Annotated in this window: 13 protein-coding genes; 7 read left to right on the top strand and 6 right to left on the bottom strand. The window is 57.7% G+C overall.

Features of this window, described 5'->3' with window-relative positions; genetic code table 11:
* Window positions 1–7: 7 nt before the first annotated feature.
* The 5 genes from lysA to RGW60_RS19865 are packed head-to-tail and all read left to right on the top strand — an operon-like array spanning window position 8 to window position 4,430.
* The gene (gene lysA / locus RGW60_RS19885) at window positions 8–1,255 is read left to right on the top strand and encodes a diaminopimelate decarboxylase (protein WP_322206185.1); all 1,248 of its coding nucleotides are present in this window, start codon (window positions 8–10) and stop codon (window positions 1,253–1,255) included.
* A gap of 3 nt (window positions 1,256–1,258) precedes the next feature.
* Window positions 1,259–2,089, top strand: coding sequence for a diaminopimelate epimerase (gene dapF, locus RGW60_RS19880; RefSeq protein WP_322206184.1), 831 nt, complete (start codon window positions 1,259–1,261; stop codon window positions 2,087–2,089).
* 13 nt (window positions 2,090–2,102) lie between these two features.
* Window positions 2,103–2,840, top strand: coding sequence for a DUF484 family protein (locus tag RGW60_RS19875; protein WP_322206183.1), 738 nt, complete (start codon window positions 2,103–2,105; stop codon window positions 2,838–2,840).
* A gap of 2 nt (window positions 2,841–2,842) precedes the next feature.
* The gene (xerC, locus tag RGW60_RS19870) at window positions 2,843–3,745 is read left to right on the top strand and encodes a tyrosine recombinase XerC (RefSeq protein ID WP_322206182.1); all 903 of its coding nucleotides are present in this window, start codon (window positions 2,843–2,845) and stop codon (window positions 3,743–3,745) included.
* Complete coding sequence (locus RGW60_RS19865; protein WP_322206181.1) at window positions 3,738–4,430, top strand: HAD family hydrolase; 693 nt, start codon at window positions 3,738–3,740, stop codon at window positions 4,428–4,430. The genes xerC and RGW60_RS19865 overlap by 8 nt, the downstream gene beginning before the upstream one ends.
* Window positions 4,431–4,509: 79 nt before the next feature.
* Here the strand turns inward: RGW60_RS19865 and RGW60_RS19860 are convergent, their stop codons facing one another.
* The 4 genes from RGW60_RS19860 to glnK form a co-directional block, all read right to left on the bottom strand.
* A complete protein-coding gene (locus RGW60_RS19860; RefSeq protein WP_322206180.1) occupies window positions 4,510–4,836 on the bottom strand; it encodes a hypothetical protein in 327 nt (108 codons plus the stop codon).
* Window positions 4,837–4,929: 93 nt separating this feature from the next.
* Window positions 4,930–5,361, bottom strand: a complete 432-nt coding sequence (locus tag RGW60_RS19855; protein WP_322206179.1) for a secondary thiamine-phosphate synthase enzyme YjbQ — start codon at window positions 5,359–5,361, stop codon at window positions 4,930–4,932.
* A 178-nt stretch (window positions 5,362–5,539) separates the two neighbouring features.
* Entirely contained in the window at window positions 5,540–6,883 is a 1,344-nt protein-coding gene (locus RGW60_RS19850; protein ID WP_322206178.1) for an ammonium transporter, read from the bottom strand.
* A 35-nt stretch (window positions 6,884–6,918) separates the two neighbouring features.
* Window positions 6,919–7,257 carry a P-II family nitrogen regulator gene (glnK, locus tag RGW60_RS19845; protein WP_002555808.1) on the bottom strand — a complete coding sequence of 113 codons (339 nt, stop codon included), beginning with the start codon at window positions 7,255–7,257 and terminating at the stop codon, window positions 6,919–6,921.
* 416 nt (window positions 7,258–7,673) lie between these two features.
* Here glnK and RGW60_RS19840 point away from each other — a divergent pair, with 416 nt between their 5' ends.
* Window positions 7,674–7,934, top strand: coding sequence for an accessory factor UbiK family protein (locus tag RGW60_RS19840; RefSeq protein ID WP_322206177.1), 261 nt, complete (start codon window positions 7,674–7,676; stop codon window positions 7,932–7,934).
* Between the two features lie 158 nt (window positions 7,935–8,092).
* Complete coding sequence (locus tag RGW60_RS19835) at window positions 8,093–9,586, top strand: YifB family Mg chelatase-like AAA ATPase (protein WP_322206176.1); 1,494 nt, start codon at window positions 8,093–8,095, stop codon at window positions 9,584–9,586.
* 102 nt (window positions 9,587–9,688) lie between these two features.
* On the opposite strand, the gene RGW60_RS19830 is transcribed toward RGW60_RS19835, so the two are convergent.
* Window positions 9,689–11,203, bottom strand: coding sequence for a TolC family protein (locus RGW60_RS19830; protein ID WP_322206175.1), 1,515 nt, complete (start codon window positions 11,201–11,203; stop codon window positions 9,689–9,691).
* Between the two features lie 46 nt (window positions 11,204–11,249).
* Window positions 11,250–17,216: an Ig-like domain-containing protein gene (locus tag RGW60_RS19825; protein WP_322206977.1), complete on the bottom strand. Its 5,967-nt coding sequence runs from the start codon at window positions 17,214–17,216 to the stop codon at window positions 11,250–11,252.
* Window positions 17,217–17,218: the final 2 nt, after the last annotated feature.

Raw genomic sequence — 17,218 nt, 5'->3', positions numbered from 1 at the left:
AACACCCATGGACGCCTTCAACTACCGCGACGGTGAGCTGTTCGCGGAGGGTGTAGCGTTGTCTGCCATTGCCGAACGCTTCGGCACGCCGACTTACGTTTACTCCCGCGCGCACATCGAAGCGCAATACACCGCGTACACCGACGCATTGAGCGGCTTGCCCCACTTGGTGTGCTTCGCGGTGAAAGCCAACTCCAACCTGGGTGTACTCAATGTCCTGGCGCGCCTTGGCGCTGGTTTCGACATCGTGTCCATCGGCGAGTTGGAGCGTGTGTTAGCCGCTGGCGGTAGCCCTGACAGAGTTGTATTTTCCGGCGTTGGCAAAACTCGCCAAGACATGCGTCGAGCCTTGGAAGTTGGCGTTCACTGCTTCAACGTTGAATCCACTGACGAACTCGAACGCCTGCAAGTTATTGCCGCCGAATTAGGTGTTCGTGCGCCAATATCGCTGCGCGTGAACCCGGACGTCGATGCTGGCACGCATCCTTATATCTCCACCGGCCTCAAAGAAAACAAATTCGGCATCGCCATCGCTGAGGCCGAAGACGTTTATCTACGTGCAGCGCAACTGCCAAACCTTGAAATCATCGGTGTCGATTGTCACATCGGTTCGCAATTGACCAGCCTGCCACCTTTTATTGATGCGCTGGATCGCTTGCTGGCACTGATCGACCGCCTCGGCGAATGCGGGATACATTTGCACCACGTTGATCTCGGCGGCGGATTGGGTGTTCGCTATCGTGACGAAGAGCCCCCATTGGCCAGCGAATATATTGCTGCCGTGCGCGAGCGCCTTGACGGTCGCGACTTGGCGCTCGTATTCGAGCCCGGCCGCTTTATCGTAGCCAATGCTGGCGTGCTGCTGACACAAGTGGAATACCTCAAGCACACCGAGCACAAGGATTTCGCCATTGTCGATGCGGCGATGAACGATTTGATTCGCCCGGCGCTGTATCAAGCCTGGATGAACGTAACTGCCGTACGCCCCCGCGATACACAGTTGCGAACCTACGACATCGTCGGACCGATCTGCGAAACCGGTGACTTCCTGGCCAAGGGCCGCGATTTAGCGCTGGTTGAAGGTGATCTGCTGGCGGTGCATTCGGCAGGCGCCTATGGTTTTGTCATGAGCTCCAACTACAACACCCGTGGCCGTACCGCTGAGGTATTGGTTGATGGCAGCGAAGCATTTGAAGTGCGCCGCCGCGAAACCGTGGCAGAGCTGTTTGCTGGCGAAAGCCTGCTGCCGGAGTAACCCATGCTGCTGCGTTTTACCAAGATGCACGGCCTAGGCAACGACTTCATGGTTTTGGACCTTGTTAGTCAGCACGCGCATATTTTGCCCAAGCACGCCAAACAATGGGGTGATCGTCACACCGGGATCGGATTTGATCAGCTTTTGCTGGTCGAAGCGCCAAGTAATCCCGACGTGGACTTTCGCTACAGAATCTTTAATTCCGACGGCTCCGAGGTCGAGCAATGTGGCAACGGCGCACGCTGTTTTGCCCGTTTCGTGCTGGACAAACGCCTAACCGCCAAACGGCAGATTCGCGTCGAAACCAAAGGCGGGATCATTGAGCTCGATATCCGCAGCGACGGACAGATCAGCGTCGACATGGGCCCACCCAGGTTGATTCCGGAGCAGATCCCGTTTCAGGCAGCCGAGCAGGCGCTGAACTATGCGGTTGAAGTCGATGGTCAAAACATTGAGCTTGCCGCAGTATCGATGGGCAATCCGCATGCGGTGTTGCGTGTTGATGACATCAATAACGCCCCCGTGCAGGTGCTGGGACCAAAGCTGGAACATCATCCGCGCTTCCCTGCTCGGGTCAACGTCGGCTTCTTGCACGTGGTTGATCGCCAACGCGCGCAATTGCGTGTCTGGGAACGCGGTGCAGGGGAAACACAGGCCTGTGGAACTGGCGCTTGCGCAGCAGCGGTGGCGGCCATCACTCAAGGATGGATGGATTCGCCCCTGCTGATCGACCTGCCTGGCGGGCGCCTGTCCATTGAATGGGAAGGCCCAGGCCACTCCGTGAAAATGACGGGACCGGCCGTGCGGGTTTACGAAGGACAGGTTCGTCTATGAGTGAGCAAATTCGATGACCGATCAGCCTCAGAATTCAGCTGGGAAGCCCAGTAAAGCCGCTACCGAAGGTGCAGTGCCAGCCTTGGAAGCGCAGGCCATAGCCGCGTATTTGCAGCAACACCCAGAGTTTTTCGTGGACCACGAAGAACTGCTGACAACCCTGCGCCTCCCGCATCAGCGTGGCGATACGGTGTCACTGGTTGAGCGTCAGCTCAAGCTGCTGCGTGATCGCAACATCGAAATGCGCCACCGCCTTTCGCAATTGATGGACGTTGCGCGGGACAACGATCGGCTGTTCGAAAAAACTCGTCGCCTTATGCTGGCGTTAATAGACGCTACCAGCTTGGAGGAGGTGGTCATCGCCGTTGAGGACAGCTTACGCCAAGAGTTTCAGGTGCCTTTCGTCAGTCTGATCCTGTTCAGCGAAAAGCCTATGACGGTCGGACGCTGGGTTAGCGCGGACGAAGCACAGAAATCTATCGGCGGACTGATTTCAGATGACAAGATCGTTTGTGGGGCGTTGCGTGAGCATGAACTGTCGTTTTTATACGGCGCAGATCAAGGCGTCCAAGTCGGCTCCAGCGCAGTCGTAGCCCTGACCCATCAAGGCCTGCACGGCGTACTGGCGATCGGCAGCCGCGATCCTCAGTATTACAAAAGCTCGGTCGGCACTTTATTCCTCAGCTACATCGCTGAAGTATTGGGCAGAGTATTGCCACGCTTCGCTCAACCTCCTCGCCCGGTTTACTAACTGTGGAAAGACAACTGAACGCTTATTGCATGCACCTGCGCAGCGAGCGTCAGGTGTCACCGCATACGCTGGAGGCCTACCGTCGAGACTTGAATAAAGTGCTGGCCTTCTGCGAGAAACAAGACGTGAACAACTGGTCAGCGCTGGACACTCAGCACCTGCGCAGCTTGATTGCTCGCTTGCACCAGCAGGGTCAATCATCGCGCAGCTTGGCGCGCTTGCTATCGGCGGTTCGCGGTTTGTATCACTATTTAAATCGCGAAGGGCTGTGTAATCACGACCCCGCCAATGGCTTGTCGCCGCCCAAAGGTGAGCGCCGCTTGCCGAAGACCCTTGACGCCGACCGCGCGCTGCAATTACTCGACGGCGCGGTCGAGGACGATTTTCTGGCCCATCGTGATCAAGCCATCCTGGAGCTGTTCTATTCTTCGGGTCTTCGCCTATCCGAGCTGACCGGGCTCAATCTGGAGCAATTGGACTTGAGTGACGGCCTGATTCAAGTTCTTGGAAAAGGGAGCAAAACCCGGGTGCTTCCGGTGGGTAAAAAAGCTCGCGAAGCCTTGGAAATCTGGCTGCCATTACGCGCTTTGGCTAATCCGCAGGATGACGCGGTGTTTATCAGCCAACAGGGGCGACGCTTGGGTCCGCGAGCTATTCAAGTGCGCGTGAAAGCTGCAGGCATACGCGAATTGGGGCAGAACCTGCACCCGCACATGCTTCGCCATTCGTTCGCCAGCCACCTACTCGAATCTTCGCAGGATCTACGTGCGGTTCAGGAGTTGCTCGGACACGCCGACATCACTACTACCCAGATCTACACACATTTGGACTTCCAGCACCTGGCAACGGTCTACGACAGTGCCCATCCCCGGGCCAAACGCTTAAAGGGCTCTGACCATGATTAAGCTGGTTACTTTCGATCTTGATGACACCTTGTGGGACACCGCCCCGGTGATCGTTAGCGCCGAAGCTGTGCTGCGAGACTGGTTGGCCGAACACGCACCAAACCTGGGAGCGGTTCCGGTTGAGCATCTGTGGGCAATCCGCACACGGTTAGTCGAGGTTGACCCGTCATTCAAGCACCGGATCAGTGCACTGCGCCGCCAAGTGTTGTTTCATGCATTGGAAGATGCCGGGTATCCCCATGATCAAGCACAGGGTCTCGCCGATAAAAGCTTTGAAGTTTTTCTGCACGCGCGGCATCAGATCGAGATCTTTCCTGAGGTTCAGCCAACCTTGGAAATCCTTGCTAAAACCTACACGCTAGGGGTTTTGACTAATGGCAACGCCGACGTCAGGCGTTTGGGGCTTGCGGATTATTTCGCCTTCGCACTGAGCGCAGAAGAAATTGGCATCGGTAAACCCGACCCTGCTCCATTTCTGGAAGCGTTAAAGCGCGGACGTGTCGATGCCAACGCTGCCGTACATATCGGCGATCATCCGGGGGACGATATTGCCGGCGCCCAGCAAGCAGGCTTTCGCGCAATCTGGTTTAACCCAACGGGTAAACCATGGGAAGCCGACAAGCATCCTGATGCAGAAATCAAAAGCCTGAACGAATTACCGGCGCTGTTGAAACGCTGGCATTAGATTAACTTGGCAGAATCGCCGTCAAGAAAAAGCCCGCAACGACAGCGGGCTTTTTCTCAACGGCAACTGCAACCAATGCCTAAATAGGCCGGCTACCGTACTTGTTATCAGGCTTCTTCGGCGGATCGGCGACCACATTGGCCTCCACTTCCTGCACGGTGCCGCCTTTGGCCAGGAACTCTTCCATTGCGCGAGCCAAGGCATCACGCTCTTTGTTCTTGGCTTCTACGCTGGGCAGCTCATCAACTGCAGCAGCAGCCTTGGCTTTGCCCTTAGGTAGAGCCGGAGCACCGTCTGGGCTATCGTCAACCTCAGGGCCGTCCTCTTCACCACCAGCAACGGCCAGTTCCTCACCGCCTTCTTCGTCTTCCAGATCGTCTACCAAATCGTTGTCGTCGTCGCTCATGTTCTACCTCATGACTTGCGAAAGCAGATTAGTTATAGCCCAGCTACACCAACTTTCGAGGGTCGCCAGAAAAAATTCAACATCCGCTGACAATCAGCGGTCATCCCCATCACCTTGCAGGGTGACAAGAACTCTGCGAGCACCACCTACATCACGATGCTCACCCAAATAAACACCTTGCCAGGTGCCCAACGCCAAACGCCCTGCCGTAATTGGCAAACTCAATTGGCAGCCAAGCAAGCTGGCCTTGAAGTGCGCAGGCAGATCATCGGGTCCTTCGTCGTGATGTTCGTATCCGTCCATTCCCTGAGGCACCAGACGGCTGAAAAAACGTTCGAAGTCACGACGCACGGCCGGATCGGTATTCTCGTTAACGGTCAACGAGGCCGAGGTATGCTGCAGCCACAAATGCAATAGCCCGACTCGACAACTGCGCAGTTCAGGCAAACCTGCCAGTATCTCGTCGGTCACGAGATGAAAGCCGCGAGGCCTTGCTCGCAACGTAATCAGCGTCTGTTGCCACATACAATTCTCCACGCTTCGGCGCGCATTCTAACGCGCTGGCAAAAAAAACAAAGCGCGTTATAAGCCACGTTAGCTGTAAGCCATAGTCCAGAAGCGAGCTACGCTCGCGACCGTACCTACATCGACAAAACTCAGACAAAAAAATGCCCGGTTACCCGGGCATTATTTTTGTGCTCGCTTACAAGTTGTAGCCACGCTCGTTGTGAAGTGCAAGGTCAAGGCCGACAGCCTCTTCTTCTTCGGTGACACGCAGGCCCATGACCGCGTCAACCACCTTGAGAATGATAAATGTCGCAATCGCCGTGTAGATAATCGTGAACCCTACGCCTTTGCATTGAATCCAGACTTGTGCCGCGATGTCAGTCACAGTGCCGAAGCCGCCCATGGCAGGTGCTGCGAACACACCGGTCAAAATCGCGCCGAGGATACCGCCGATACCATGTACACCGAAGGCGTCCAGGGAGTCATCGTAGCCCAGTTTGCGTTTCAAGCTAGTAGCGCAGAAGAAGCAGACCACGCCCGCTGCCAAACCGATAACCAACGAGCCCATCGGGCCGACAGTACCGGCTGCAGGAGTAATGGCAACCAGACCGGCAACCACACCCGAAGCGATGCCCAAGGCACTTGGCTTACCGTGAGTCATCCACTCGGCGAACATCCAGCCCAGCGCAGCAGCAGCGGTAGCAATTTGGGTAACGAGCATTGCCATACCGGCAGTACCGTTGGCCGCAGCAGCGGAGCCGGCGTTGAAACCGAACCAGCCAACCCACAACATGGCGGCACCCATCAATGTGTAACCGAGGTTATGCGGGGCCATCGGTGTAGCTGGGTAGCCTTTACGCTTGCCCAGTACCAGACAGGCAACCAGACCAGCAACACCGGCGTTGATGTGAACCACGGTGCCACCAGCGAAGTCGAGAACACCCCAATCGCCCAACAGTGCGCCCGGACCACTCCAGACCATGTGCGCAATCGGCGCATACACGAAGGTGAACCAAAGGGTCATGAAGACCAGCATTGAAGAGAACTTCATGCGATCAGCAAATGCACCGACGATCAACGCCGGGGTGATGATGGCGAAAGTCATCTGGTAGGTAACAAACACGGCCTCAGGGAACAGCGCGGTTGGGCCAGTGATGCTTGCTGGCGTGATACCTGCGAGGAACGCTTTGCCGAAGCTGCCTATAAATGAGTAGTAATTAACGACGTTTACTTCCATGCCCGTTGTGTCGAACGCGATGCTGTAGCCATAAATGACCCACAGGATGCTGATCAGACCGGTAATGGCGAAGCACTGCATCATTATTGCGAGAATGTTTTTGGACCGAACCATGCCACCGTAGAACAGCGCCAGACCGGGGATGGTCATGAACAACACCAGCGCCGTCGAGGTCAACATCCACGACGTATCGCCGGAATTGAGCACTGGAGCGACAACGGGCACCGGGTCAGCCGCCAGGGCCAGACCAGGTATTAAAAGGGACAGCAGGGCTCCTAGCCCTGCGAATTGACGCAGAGTCATATTGTTTTACTCCTGGGGCGATGGGGGTTGGCGGCTTAGATTGCGTCGGTATCGGTTTCGCCGGTACGGATGCGAATAGCCTGTTCCAGATTAACCACGAAGATCTTCCCGTCACCAATCTTGCCGGTGTTGGCTGCTTTGGTTATCGCCTCGATAACCCGGTCCAGATCCTTATCATCTATAGCGACATCGATTTTTACTTTAGGCAGGAAGTCGACTACGTATTCCGCACCGCGATACAACTCGGTGTGACCCTTCTGCCGACCGAAGCCTTTCACTTCAGTGACGGTGATGCCCTGCACGCCGATTTCGGACAGCGACTCGCGCACATCGTCCAACTTGAACGGCTTAATGATTGCAGTGACTAGTTTCATGAAACTTTCTCCCGAATTGGTGGACTTGCCCCAGGAAAACAAACCCGACTCAAGTCTAAGCGCAGTGCTTGGCTTTGTAACCCGTCGGTCGTCTCATACGAGCCCGACTCCCAAAAAAACTGCTTCCGACGAAACTCTTCCCTGCTTCGCCTTCCGCACTCATCGTCACAGTGACGGCATCAGTGCATGGGTTATAAGCCACTAAGCAGAAAGCTTGCCATCTTGTGTAAAACCGCTGATATCAATGTTTTTAAGGATAATCTCCGCGCCTCCAGATAAGCACTTCTTCTAACACGCACACAAACAGTGCGTTCGTGCCCGTCGGTACGCACAATAATCGTGCAGTGCAACAGGGCTGGATTGACTATAGACGCTGCGTGATACACTGCCGCGCATCTGTTTATGGAAACTTGACCATGCTCGCACCCAAAGCCTTCCTCGATGCCTTGAGCGGCCACGCCTCACGTTTGTTCAATGGCGAAACACCGGTTCCACGTACAGAATTCGAAAGTCAGTTCAAAACCCTAATACAAAGCGGGTTTAGCAAACTGGACCTGGTCAGCCGTGAAGAATTTGATAGCCAGATGGCCGTACTTGCCCGAACTCGCGCTCGTCTAGAAGCGCTGGAATCGAAAGTGGCCGAGATGGAAGCACGATTGGCTCCGTCGGCCGAGTGACACGCCCTGAAGAACTTCGAGCCTGCGCTGTCACAGCGTAAACAAAGGACATGTAAAAGCTGCCGAAGTCCATAAGTTCACACCCTGTAGTGATTCTCCTCCCCAGCTTCTTCGCTAAATCCCGCAGGATGCGGTTATTCGGACATCAAGGAATGATCATGTCTCTAGCCATCGTCCTCAGTCGTGCCCAAGTAGGCGTGGAAGCACCTGCCGTTACCGTCGAATGTCACTTAGCCAACGGTTTGCCGGCGTTAACGCTAGTGGGGCTGCCCGAAGGTGCAGTCAGAGAAAGTAAGGACCGAGTACGCAGTGCCATCTTAAATTCAGGTTTTCAATTTCCAGCACGTCGGATCACGCTGAATCTCGCACCCGCTGATTTGCCCAAAGACGGCGGACGCTTTGATCTTGCTATTGCATTAGGGTTGTTGGCTGCCAGTGCGCAATTACCCGCGCTCGCCTTGCAGGGCGTGGAATGTTTGGGTGAGTTGGCTTTGTCAGGGTGCATTCGACCGATTCAAGGCGTGTTGCCTGCAGCGTTGGCAGCACGGGCGGCAGGCCATACGTTAATCGTGCCTACCGCGAACGCTGAAGAGGCGTGTCTGGCTTCCGGCTTAAGAGTCCTCGCCGTCAACGACCTACGTCAGTTGGTGGCGCATTTCAACGGCCAGGCACCGATCATCCCCTATGTATCCAGCGGCCTATTGCACCAGAGCAAACCTTATCCGGACTTAGATGAGGTACAGGGCCAAACTGCCGCCAAACGTGCGCTCCTGGTCGCAGCGGCCGGGGCGCACAATCTTCTTTTCAGCGGGCCGCCTGGCACCGGTAAGACACTTCTCGCCAGCCGCTTGCCCGGCTTGCTGCCGCCGCTGGATGAACATGAAGCGTTGGAAGTGGCGGCGATTCAGTCGGTTGCCAGTCAGACGCCTCTAACCAGTTGGCCGCTTCGACCTTTTCGACAACCGCATCACTCAGCCTCCGGCGCCGCGCTGGTGGGCGGCGGCAGTCGGCCTCAGCCGGGGGAAATAACCCTTGCCCACCATGGAGTGTTGTTTCTCGATGAGTTGCCCGAGTTCGACCGCAAAGTGCTGGAGGTGCTGCGTGAACCGCTGGAGTCCGGCCATATCGTCATTGCTCGGGCCCGAGACAGAGTGCGTTTTCCGGCGCGTTTCCAGTTGGTCGCCGCAATGAACCCTTGCCCCTGTGGCTATCTCGGTGAACCGAGCGGTCGCTGCCGGTGCTCGACGGAGCAAATCCAGCGTTACCGCAACAAATTGTCCGGCCCACTGCTGGATCGGATCGACTTGCACCTGACCGTCGCCCGTGAAGCTACCGCGCTCAACCCAGGCCCGCAAACCGGCGACGACACGGCTACAGCTGCAACGCTTGTCGCACAGGCCCGCCACCGACAACAACAACGTCAAGGTTGCCCCAACGCCTTTCTAGACTTACCGGGACTGCGCAAACATTGCCCCTTATCAACCGAAGATGAGACGTGGCTGGAAACCGCCTGCGAGCGCCTGACCCTTTCACTCAGGGCTGCGCACCGTCTGCTGAAAGTGGCGCGGACCTTGGCTGATTTGGAGCAAGTCGATGGGATTGCCCGTCATCATCTGGCCGAAGCGTTGCAGTACCGGCCTTCGGGTTATTGAAGCTCCGGCACTGAACCTCTGTAGGAACCAGCTTTCTAGCGAAAAACGCTTAGTAAAAGCTTGACCGGCAACAGAGTATCTACAGATACATCCAACAGCCGACTACGGTGTCGGAGCGTGTCCGACTGGCTGCGCAATCGTACCCATTGCCCACTCAGATTCACGACTGGCCAACGCGTCGGCAATGGACTGAACACTGGTCGAATTGATTTCTGCTGGCAACGGGTCAAGCCCGGCGCTGGCGAAGATCTGCCCGTAAGCGTTACGCAAGTCAGCGTATGCCAAATCGCGACGCAGGTCGGCCTGCAAGGTGACCAGTTCACCCTGGATCAAATCTAGTTCGCCCAAGCCCGCAGCCTTATACCGGTTGCGCATTTGGGTCAGGATCTGCTGGTCGATGGTCGCCAGTTTCTGGCTGGTGTTGAACTGGCGCTGGGATTCCCGGTAGTTGGCGTTAGCTACATACAGCTGAGCCAATACCGCGATCGACATCGCCTGACGACGTGCCGTAGCGACTTTCTCACCCGCCTTGGCCACATCGATAGCCGCCGGAGCAGAAATTACGTTGAACAGGTTCCACGTGACCTTGACCCCTAAATCGGCCCAACGCTGATCAACCAGGAACGAGTTACTGTCGTAATGTCCGCCAGCCGAAAACTCTAGGCCGGGCAGCATACGCAGCATGGCCTTGCGGGTTTCGGCGGTGCTGATGCGAGCCTGATAATCCTGCTCACGCAATTCCGGACGGCTGGCCAACGCTTCCTGCTCAAGACGGGCGAAATTGACTTTCAATTCCGGCGGCGGGTAATCCTCTGGCGCGGCCAAGGTCAACTCTGAGCCCAACGGCAGGTTGATCAAGGTCGCCAACTCGGTTTTGGCCAAGGATAACGCCTTGCGTTGCTCTTCCAATTGGCGCATGGCATCAATCAACGAACGCTGGTAACCCAACGCCTGAATCGGATCACCGATGCGTTGTTCGCTCATGCTCTGGCTGTTGCCCTGAGCTTGCTCGACTCGGGCCATCAGGCTGTCGATCTGCTTGAGCAGACGCTCAGCCGCCACCGCACGCCAATAGGCCGAGCGCACGTCCTGAACGATGGTATTGATGACTTTGCGACGACGTTCTTGGACGATCAGCCTCTGGTCGCCTTGCTGCTTGGCGCTAATGTAGCTGACGCCGAAGTCGAGCACGTTCCACACCATGGTCAGGTCGGCTACGCGGCGGTCGCGGTCTTGGGAGGTGGACGGTTCAAGGGACTGGGTGCCCGTACTGACACTCTGGCTGCTGGACGCACTGGTGTTGGTACGTCCGGCGTATCCGGCCGATACCGCCATGCGCGGCAGCATGTCGAAGCTGGCGAGGTCCAGCTGACGATTGGCCAGCGCTTCCTCCATGATCTTCAGCCGACCTTCGAGGTTGTACTTCACTGCCCGGGCCATCGCTTGGTGCAGGGTCAGCGGACCGCTAAGAGGTTCCTGATCCTTGTACATGTTTTGCAAATCGGTTTTTGCCCGCTGCTCACTGACACTGCGCTCAATCGGATCGCTGGTGACCGCGCAGCCGCTGACCATCAATGCCAGCAAGCCGGCACTGACTAACTTTTGACTTCTGTTCATCCGTGTACTGCCCCTGGCGCTAGCGCACCCTAGATCTAATTAAGTGTCAGGCCTGCATTTCGCTGATGCCAACCTGCTGCAAAGCCCAAGCGAGATCATGGATCTGCCGTTGCTCGGTATCTTTTATCTGTTGTAATTGCTGGCCTAGGGTCGGTGCGCCAAAAAAACTGCTCGCCCCTTTCCCCGTGTCCTTTTGATCTTTCGTCTGCTGGATGTCGAATGCATCGTGAGAAAAACCCGTGGTCGACTCATGATTGAACAGGGTCGACAACGTGCTGTTGCCAAACACGCCACCTTCGCCCCCGCCAAAGCCGAGAAAACCCGCCCCTTTGCTGCTATTGATGCTGTCAGCGCCAAACACCCCAGCTATAAAGCTTGGGGCTGGTGCTCCGTTGCTGATGAAAATGCTGCCCACCGGCGGCAGGTCCCCACCTGTCGTGCGCTGCTCGAACAAAGGGGCGAAGGTCAGCGGCGTCCCCAAATTACCGGTAGGCGAGGTAAATATGATTGGTTGCAGCGGGACGTTTGGCAGGCTTGGCGCCGCTAATGGCTCACCGCTTCGGAACAGCGGATTACCGTTAGTCGAGACTGTGGTAACGCCATAGTTATTGGAGTTAGCAAAACCAGATCCGGCGTTACCCAATAGGTCGGAGACTTTGCCGGTGTCGAGGGTGACCACGTTACTCGGGTCGACGATGTTCGCCGTTGGCGTCAGGGTCGCGGTCCAAGTCTTGCCGCCGTCAGCCGTGACCAGGTTGGACAACGTGCCGTTGGTCACGCTCAGCTCGGACAAGTCGAAATTGCGGACTTTTTCGCTGAAGGTAAAGGTCACCAGTGTCGTCTGCCCGGTGGTCAGCGCCGGGTTGGCAATGACGATGGACGCCGTTGGCCGGTCGCCGTCGACTACGTAGTTGTTGGATCGCGTGATGCCAGCCCCAACGTTGCCGGCCAAATCCGTCACGCGGCTGTTGTCGAGCCCGATCAGGTTGCTGGCGCTAGTCAGGCTGGCGGTCGGCGTCAAGGTCGCGGTCCAGGTCTTGCCGCTGTCGGCAGTGGCCAGGTTGGACAGCGCGCCATTGGCAACCGTCATATCCGAAAGATTAAAACCGGTCACTGCTTCGGTGAAGGTAATGGTCACGGCAGAGGTCTGGCCGATCGCTAACGAACTGTTGGCCACCACAATGCTTGAGGTCGGCGGGGCCGTGTCGATGGCGTAATTGTTGGAGGCGGTGGTGCCATTGCCCGCATTGCCCGAAGCACCGTGCACCATGCTGTTGTTCAGGGCGATGACGTTGCTGCTGTGAGTAACAGCGCTGGTTGGCGTCAACGTCGCGGTCCAGGTAATACCGCCGTCGCCGCTGGTCACGTTGCTCAACGAACCATTGGCGACGGCCAAGTCAGCATTGCTGAAATCACTGACAGCTTCACTGAAGGTGATGGTCACTGTCGAGGTATGACCGACGTTAAGTGCGCTGTTCGCGACCACGATGGTCGACGTCGGCAGCACGGTATCGACGGTGAAGTTGCCCGAACTGGTAATGCCGTTGCCGGCATTGCCCGCCAGATCGGTCACACCGGTATTGTTCAGGCTGATGATATTACTGGTGTTGGCGATGCGGGTGGTCGGCGTCAACGTGGCCGTCCAAGTAGTGCCACCGTCGCTGCTGCTCACCGCGCTCAAGGTGCCGTTGGGCACGCTTAAGTCCGAGTTATCAAAACCGTTCACCGCCTCGCTAAAGGTGATAGTCACCAGCGAAGTTTGCCCCGCGATCAAGCTTGGATGGGCCACCACAATGATTGCGGTCGGGCGCTGACTGTCGATGGCGTACAGGTTCGACTGGGTAGTGCCCGCACCGGCGTTACCAACCAAGTCGTTAACGCCACTGTTGGCGAGCGTAATGGCGTTGCTGCCCTGAGTGATGCCAGCCGTGGGCGTAAGCGTCGCGGTCCAGGTAACACCGCCGTCGCTGCTGCTGACGCTGCTCAGGGTGCCGTTGTTAATGGTCAAATCGGCGTTGGTAAAACTGGTCACCGCTTCGGAGAAGGTGATAGTTACCAGCGAGTTCTGACCGATCGCCAGGTTGTTGTTGGCGACCACAATCGACGCAGTCGGACGCTGAGTATCGATAGCGTAACTGTTGGAAAGGGTGGTGCCGGTGCCGGCGTTGCCCGAACTGGCAGCCTGAACCCCAGTGTTATCCAAGGTGATATGACTGGCAGCGTTGGTGATGTTGGTGGTCGGCGTAAACGTCGCATCGTAGGTGAGGCCACCGTCGCTGGAGCTTACCGAGCTTAACGTACCGTTGCTGATGGTCAGGTCGGCATTGGTGAAGCCGCTCACCATTTCGCTGAAACTGATAGTCACGGCCGAGGTATCGCCAATTTTCAGCGCGTTGCTTGCCACCACAATGGTCGCCGTTGGCAGCACGGTATCGATGGTGAAGTTGCTCGAACTGGTAGTGCCGCTGCCGGCATTGCCGGCCAAGTCGGCTACACCAGTGTTGGCCAGGGTCACCGCGTTGGTGCCCGCGACAATACCTGCCGTCGGGGTGAAAGTCGCGGTCCAGGTAATGCTGTCGCTGGACGTCACGTTGCTCAACGTGCCGTTGGCAATGGTCAAGTCGGCATTGGTGAACCCACTCACTGCTTCGGAGAAGGTGATGGTCACCAACGAGGTGCCACCGCCGTTAATACTGGTATTGGCCAACGCGATGGTCGCGGTCGGACGCTGGGTGTCGATGGCGTAGCTGTTGGAAAGGGTGGTGCCGGTCCCGATGTTGCCCGCCGTGTCAGCGCAACCGGTGTTGTCCAGCGTAATGTGAGCGGCAGCATTCGTAATGTTAGCGTTCGGCGTAAACGTCGCATCATAGGTGAGGCCACCGTCGCTGGAGCTTACCGAGCTTAACGTACCGTTGCTGATGGTCAGGTCGGCATTGGTGAAGCCGGTCACTGCTTCACTGAAGGTGATGGTCACCAGCGAGGTCTGGCCGATCGCTATGCTGTTATTGGCGACCACAATGGACGCGGTCGGGCGCACGCCGTCGATGTCCACGTTGTTGGAGGTGGTCGTGCCGCTGCCGGCGTTACCCGCCAGGTCAGCCACGTCGGTATTGGCTAAAACGATATGGTTGCTGGTACTGACAATGTTCGCCGTCGGGGTAAAAGTCGCGGTCCAAGTCACGCCTCTGTCGGCGCTGGTTACCGCACTCAGGGTGCCGTTGCTTACGGTCAGGTCGGCGTTGGTGAAGCCGGTCACCGCTTCGCTAAAGGTGATGGTCACCGCAGACGTCTGGCCGATACCCAGGGTGGTATTGCCGAACACGATAGTCTCCGTTGGCCGCACCGTATCGACACTATAGGTATTCGAGGTGGTGGTGCCGCTACCCGCATTGCTCGCTGTGTCACTAATCCCTGAGTTATTCAAGGTGATCACGTCGCCGGTGTGTGAAACCGACGCGGATGGGGTAAAGGTCGCGGTCCAGGTGATACCGCCGTCGGCGCTGTTCACAGAGGTCAATGTGCCATCGGCCGCCGTCAGATCGGCGTTGGTGAACCCGGTGACCGCTTCGCTGAAGGTGATGCTCACTTCCGAGGTGCTGCCAATGTTCTGCGCATTGTCGAACACCGCAATGAGAGCGGTCGGCCGTACGGTATCGACGGCGTAGTTATTGGACGTCGTCAGACCTGTGCCCGAATTACCCGCGAGATCGTTGTAGAGGGCGTTGTTCAGGGTCACCACGTTGCTGGCACGGGTGGCACCCAGGACCGGGGTAAGCGTCGCGCTCCAGTGGCTGCTATCCGTGCTGACAAAGTTGCTCAGAGTACCGTTGGACGCCGTTGCGTCGGTGTCCGTAAAGCCACTCACCGCTTCGCTGAACGTAAAGTTTACCGTGGCGGCGCCCCCAATATTCAACGCGCTGTTGCTGACCACGACGGTCGCCGTCGGCCTGACGGTGTCTATGGTATAGCTGGCCGAGGTGCTGGTACCAATCCCAGTCGTGCTCGGCGAGCCGCTCTGCACGCCGGTGTTGTCCAAGACAATGTGGTTGGTTGAACTGGTGACGCCTGCATTGGGAGTAAAGGTTGCGGTCCAGGTAGTGCCACCGTCGACGCTGCTCACGGTGCTCAGCGTGCCGTTGCCCACGGTCAAGTCCGCGTTGGTGAAACCGGTCACCGCTTCGTTGAAGGTGATGGTCACCGTCGAGTTGGTGCTGATCCGGAAAGTGGATGATGCCATCGCAATGGTCGCGCTTGGAGTCGCGGCATAGGTGAGGTTTTGAGTGGCGCCTCCAGCGGTGTCGGTGTAGATATTATTGTCCACCGTAGCCACGGAGGCGCCGGTAGCACCGGTTAATGCCGGCCCACCGGCACCATTGCCTCCGGCGTTTGCGCTCATCGCCGCGTAGTTGGCCGACGTGATTAGCAACACGCCTTCGTTCCAGATGCCGCCTACGCCCTTACCGGCTGCGCCACCGTTGGAACTCACACTTTGAGGACCCGCACCGCCGCCGCCGCCGCCGCCACCACCCGCTCCCAGGTTATTGGAAATCACCGAGGTCCCTATAATTTTCAGCGTGCCGCTGCTTGCGTTGTAGATACCACCGGTCGCCGAACCACCCGCCCCGCCGGTGGAGTCAAAACCAGAGCCACCGCCGCCAGCGCCAATGGACGTCGTGCCATTTGAGGCAAGGCCGCCGTGGCCGCCGGTACTGTAGTCGGAGTAGGGCCCGTTTGTCGGGCCGCCAGAGACAGAAGTGGGGCCGCCGATGCCCCCTGCGCTAAGGGTGCCGCCACGACCGCCCAGATAAGTACCACTGTAGGCACCGCCGTTACCACCCGTGCTTATGCCGCCAGCGTTACCCGCGTAGTTTCCGGAGGAGCCACCATGGCCACCGATCCCCGCCATGCCCTGCGTGTACATTGCGGCGCCACCGCCACCGCCACCGCCACCACCGTTAGCCGCCCCGCCCCCACCGCCGCCGCCCGTAGCAGCGTTGCCAGTCACGGTGACGTTATCCAGCGTCAGGATGCCCATGTTGTAAATGCCGCCGCCCAACTGCGAAGGAGCGCTTAGGTCAACGTTACCACCCGTGCCCGCTAGCATTCCTTTGGTGATGATCAAGCCATCCAGCGTCGCAGTGACCCCGGCATCGACCTTGAGCACCCGGAGCTTGTTCTGACCGCTGATGGTGACATCGGCAATACCGTCGCTGTTCACGTCGCCATCAATGGTCAGGTTCTTGGTGATCTCCAACGTCGAGTTCAGGGCGATCGTCATGCTGTTTTGGAACAACACGATATCGCCCGCCACCGAACTGAGCAGAGCCTGACGCAGGGTGCCAGCACCCGTGTCGGAGTTACTGGTAACCGTGAAGGTCGCTAGGCCGTACTGATAATCCGCCATCGACTGCGTCGACAGTACGTTCTGGCTTTCGATGCTGCCTGTGGTCATTTCCAGGGTCCAGTCGCCACCCAGGCCAGTTCGGTTAGTCGACGCGGCGATGTCACGCCCGGTGTACTGAGCCAGGGAATCGACAAAGCTGACGCCGGTTGCGCCTTCGGCGGTGTTGCAGGCGTAGATTAGAATGTCGCCGCCGACATTTATGTCCTTGCCGATTTGCGCCAACACGTCGCTGCGCGCGGCGACGTTGTCGGCCGACAGGTACGTGCCACCCAGCCACAGATCGCCCGAATTACCGTGAGCGATAATTTCCACGGTGCTGATGTTTTGGTGGGTGTCCAGATAATCGGCGATCTGCTGCAAACCGTCCTTGTCGGCCTGCAATTCGACCACTTGGGTGCCGGGCGCGACGCCCTTGAGCAGGCTGTCGAAATCCTTGACTCGTGAGTCGACAAACACCACCGCCTGGCCGGGCACGGCAACTGGTGTCGGGGTCAGCGTGGCATCGGATTGCGGGTGAGTGGTGGCGTCGGTGGCCGGCGCTTTCGCTGCAACAGTCGCTGGGTGAGCGGCATCAACAACGGTAGCCGCCACGGCGCCGTCGAACAGCATGC

This window comes from Pseudomonas sp. AB6 (assembly GCF_034314105.1).
Classification (GTDB): domain Bacteria; phylum Pseudomonadota; class Gammaproteobacteria; order Pseudomonadales; family Pseudomonadaceae; genus Aquipseudomonas.
This window is presented reverse-complemented; position numbering and strand designations above follow the sequence as displayed.

What these genes read in the sequence shown, in the direction of transcription:
- lysA (WP_322206185.1), top strand. Translation starts at nt 8, where the DNA reads ATGGACGCCTTCAACTACCGCGACGGTGAGCTGTTCGCGGAGGGTGTA.
- dapF (WP_322206184.1), top strand. Translation starts at nt 1,259, where the DNA reads ATGCTGCTGCGTTTTACCAAGATGCACGGCCTAGGCAACGACTTCATG.
- RGW60_RS19875 (WP_322206183.1), top strand. Translation starts at nt 2,103, where the DNA reads ATGACCGATCAGCCTCAGAATTCAGCTGGGAAGCCCAGTAAAGCCGCT.
- RGW60_RS19865 (WP_322206181.1), top strand. Translation starts at nt 3,738, where the DNA reads ATGATTAAGCTGGTTACTTTCGATCTTGATGACACCTTGTGGGACACC.
- RGW60_RS19860 (WP_322206180.1), bottom strand. Translation starts at nt 4,836, where the DNA reads ATGAGCGACGACGACAACGATTTGGTAGACGATCTGGAAGACGAAGAA.
- RGW60_RS19855 (WP_322206179.1), bottom strand. Translation starts at nt 5,361, where the DNA reads ATGTGGCAACAGACGCTGATTACGTTGCGAGCAAGGCCTCGCGGCTTT.
- RGW60_RS19850 (WP_322206178.1), bottom strand. Translation starts at nt 6,883, where the DNA reads ATGACTCTGCGTCAATTCGCAGGGCTAGGAGCCCTGCTGTCCCTTTTA.
- glnK (WP_002555808.1), bottom strand. Translation starts at nt 7,257, where the DNA reads ATGAAACTAGTCACTGCAATCATTAAGCCGTTCAAGTTGGACGATGTG.
- RGW60_RS19840 (WP_322206177.1), top strand. Translation starts at nt 7,674, where the DNA reads ATGCTCGCACCCAAAGCCTTCCTCGATGCCTTGAGCGGCCACGCCTCA.
- RGW60_RS19835 (WP_322206176.1), top strand. Translation starts at nt 8,093, where the DNA reads ATGTCTCTAGCCATCGTCCTCAGTCGTGCCCAAGTAGGCGTGGAAGCA.
- RGW60_RS19830 (WP_322206175.1), bottom strand. Translation starts at nt 11,203, where the DNA reads ATGAACAGAAGTCAAAAGTTAGTCAGTGCCGGCTTGCTGGCATTGATG.
- RGW60_RS19825 (WP_322206977.1), bottom strand. Translation starts at nt 17,216, where the DNA reads ATGCTGTTCGACGGCGCCGTGGCGGCTACCGTTGTTGATGCCGCTCAC.